Below are 3,846 nucleotides of genomic sequence, written 5' to 3' on the forward strand. Positions count from 1 at the left end.
GGATGTATCGAGAGCTTGGACAATAGCAGCAGATAATTTTCCAGAAAATCCTACAGAATCGATTAGTTTACAGTGTCGGTATGCTCTGATTACGACATCCCTCAACAGCTTGGCTGGAAATATTCCTGCAAAGTTAATGGCAGCATTACTGGAGAATAAGATCTGGACCCCAGTTCAAGCACTAGCTTATGTGCGACAGAGCAAAGATTCTGAAAATCAAGCAGAAGGTTTAAAGGCAATTAGTGAGTATCTTCCCCCTTCTTTATTACCGGAAGCTTTAGACGTTGCCAGAGGGATTGGAGATCAAAGATACCGAGCTAAAGCCTTAATCGGTTTAGCTCCCCACTTACCTCAAGAGTTGTTACCCCAAGCCTTAGATTGCGCTAGAACCATTGCGAGTAAAGGCGAGCAACCTAATCCCCGAGCTAACGCCTTAATCGCCTTAGCTCCCCACTTACCTCAAGGGTTGTTACCCCAAGCCTTAGATTGTGCCAGAGAGACTAAGGCTGAATTCAACCGAGTCAATGTCTTAATCGGGTTAGCCCCCCACTTACCCGATGTGTTGTTACCTCAAGCCTTAGATTTGGCAAGAGAGACTAAGGCTGAATTCAACCGAGTCAATGTCTTAATCGGCTTAGCCCCCCACTTACCCGATGTGTTGTTACCTCAAGCCTTAGATTTGGCAAGAGAGATTGGGGATGAAGAAGACCGAGCACAAGCCTTAATCGGGTTAGCCCCCCACTTACCTCAAGTGTTAACCGAAGCCTTAGATTGTGTAAGAGAGATTAGGCATGAATCCAACCGAGCCCATGCCTTAATCGACTTAGCCCCCTACTTCCCGGAAGTATTACCAGAAGCCTTAGATTGCGCCAAAGCCATTTCTGATGGAAACCAGCGAACAAGAGCCTTAAGAGCCTTAGCCGCCTACTTGCCGGAAGTATTACCAGAAGCCTTAGATTCCGTCAGAGCTCTTTGGAATGAAACATACCGAGTCAATTCCTTAGTCAATTCCTTTTGGGATGAAAAATACCGAGTCGATGACTTAGGAGCCTTAGTTGTCGAGTTCCCGGAAGTGTTACCCGAAGCCTTAGATTTCGCCAGAGCCATTCCGGATGAAGCAGACCGAGTCGATGCCTTAGGAGTCTTAGCTGTCCACTTCCCACAAGTGTTACCAGAAGCCTTAGATGGTGCCAGAGCCCTTGGCCATGAATATGACCACGCCGATAGCTTAGAGGGTACAGACAAGCGAATCTATCTCTTTCAATTAAAATATAGCAATATAGAGGAGCGACACGAGCGACGAGCAAAAGCCTTAAAGAACTTAGCCCCCTACTTACCTCAAGTGTTGTTACCTCAAGCCTTAGAGGTTGCCAAGGGGGTTCGGGATGAATACTGGCGAGCCGATGCCTTAATTGCCTTAACTGTCCACTTCCCGGAAGTGTTACCAGAAGCCTTAGATGCTGCCAAAGCTATTCAGGATAAAGGAGACCGAGAGGAGGCCTTAAAGGAGTTAGCCTCTCATTTACCGGAAGTGTTGTTACACCAAGCCTTAGATTACGCCAGAGGCCTTGGGGATCAAGAAGACCGAGCTGAGGCTTTAATCCTCTTTGTCTTTGACTTACCGGAAGTGTTCTTAGACCAAGAAGTCTTAGATTACGTCCCAGGGATTGGGCATGAATACTTGGAACGCTATGCCTTAATCGGCTTAGCCCTCCACTTCCCCGAATTGTTACCAGAAGCCTTAGATTTCGCCAGAAACATTCCGGATCAAGACCAGCGAGCCCATGCCTCAATCACCTTAGCTCCCCACTTACCGGAAATGTCTAAATCTTTCCGAACCCAGGCCATAGAGGTTACCAGAACCATTCGGGATGAAAAGCAACGAGCCCAGACCTTAAGAGCCTTAGCCCCCCACTTACCTCAAGTGTTGTTACCCCAAGCCTTAGAAATTACCAGAGCTATTCGGAATGAATACCACCGAGTCCAGACCTTAAGAGCCTTAGCGCCCCACTTACCTCAAGTGTTGTTACCCGAAGCCTTAGAAATTACTAGAGCTCTTCCCAGATACAACCCACCAGTCAATGTCTTAATTGCCTTAGCCTCCCGCTTCCCGGAAGTGTTACCAGAAGCCTTAGATGCTACCAAAGCCATTCCGGATAAATCCTTCCAAGTCAAGACCTTAATCAGGTTAGCTCCCCACTTACCAAATGTGTTGTTACAGCAAGTTTTAGATTACACCAGAACCTTTGATTATCAATCCCTCCGAGTCGATGTCTTAATCGGCTTAGCTCCTCACTTACCCGATGTGTTGTTACAGCAAGTTTTAGATGACGCTCAAGAAATTGGGGATGAATACTACCGAGCCAATACCTTAATCGCCTTAGCCCCCCACTTACCGGATGTGTTGTTACAGCAAGCCTTAGATTGTGCTAGAGCCCTTGGGGATGAATACTGCCGAGCTTTAGCCTCGGGAGCCTTAGTCCCTCACTTACCGGAACTATTACCACAAGCCTTAGATTCCGCCAGAGCCATTCGGAATCCATCCTTCCGAGCCAATGCCTTAATCACCTTAGCTCCCCACTTACCGGAACTATTACCAGAAGCATTAGATGAGATCAGAGCCATTCGGAATCCATCCTCCCGAGCCTATGCCTTAATCCGCTTAGCCCCCGATTTTCCAGAAGTGTTACCAGAAGTCTTAGATTGTGTCAGAGCCGAGCATGACTACGAACGAGTTGATCTCTTAATTGACTTAGCCCCCCACTTACCGCCAGTGTTCTTAGGCCAAGCCTTAGATTGCGCCAGAGCCAGTAATGCCTTGGGGGTCTTAGAACCCTACTTACCGGAAGTGTTGTTACCAGAAGCCTTAAATGTGGTTAGAACCGTGCATGGATTTTCCCGAACCTCTTTCTTAGAAAACTTGCTTAAGAAATTAAATCCTTCGTTGGTTGATTTTTATGGTTGGCAACAAATTCTTGATTGTTTAGCTAGTCTAAGCCGTCCCGATTTTCTTAACCATCTTTATCAATTAGCTCCTTTAATTATCCACCTTGGGGGTGTTGAAGCCCTAAGAGAAACGGTGGCAGCGGTTGAAGATGTTAGCGGATGGTGGAAGTAAAGGAAAGGGAGTAGGGAGTAGGGAGTAGGGAGTAGGGAACAGATAAGAGGCAAAAGGCAAAAGGCAAAAGGCAAGAGGCAAGAGATAAGAGTTAATCAAGGATAGAGGAATTATTATTAGCTTTACTGGGTGTGGGGCGAACAGGTATTAGGATTCAGTTGATGCCTGTTCCATGGGGAATAATTGCGCTGAAATAAAGTTCAGGAAATATAGAGTGCGTTCGCATCCCTCAATTCAAAATCTAATATCTTGCCATCTTCGAGTAACTTCATAATCACACAAATCAGAACTCAGTACATAAACCCCTCTAGCTAAAAGAGAGTAAAGCCATTGCTGACATTGTTGTGCTTCTTATTTGTCATTGGGAGAAGATAATAACCCTAAAACCCCTGTATCGACAAAAACAATCATTCTTAGCTATATAGCTTAGAGCCTTCTGGACGAAAACTATCAAGAATTTGTTTAAATTTCTCTAAATCCTCCTGTCTGATTTTAGCTTCTTCATTGAGTGATTTCCTCTTCGAGGCGTTTTCTTAGCCATGCCAGAGCAGGTTGATTGAGTTTAATTTGTTCTTCAACAGTTTTACCTCTATATTTTAAGTAGGGAGCAAAATGACTTTTAGTATTCCTTGCCATAGATTTTAACGCCTTGTTTACTTCATTCAGTATAGCGGTTTTCAATAGGGTGAGGTACTGTAGCTTGTAGGGTGGGCAAAAACAGTTTGGTT

At 45.4% G+C, this 3,846-nt stretch carries 2 pseudogenes; one reads left to right on the top strand and one right to left on the bottom strand.

Annotated features, from left to right (window positions below):
* Positions 1-3,118, top strand: a pseudogene (locus F6K37_RS30425) (NB-ARC domain-containing protein); the annotation flags it as partial.
* A gap of 501 nt (positions 3,119-3,619) precedes the next feature.
* Here the strand turns inward: F6K37_RS30425 and F6K37_RS30430 are convergent.
* Positions 3,620-3,846 (bottom strand): annotated as a pseudogene (locus F6K37_RS30430) (hypothetical protein); the annotation flags it as partial.

The sequence above is a fragment of the Moorena sp. SIO4E2 genome, from assembly GCF_010671945.1.
Classification (GTDB): Bacteria; Cyanobacteriota; Cyanobacteriia; order Cyanobacteriales; family Coleofasciculaceae; genus Moorena; species Moorena producens.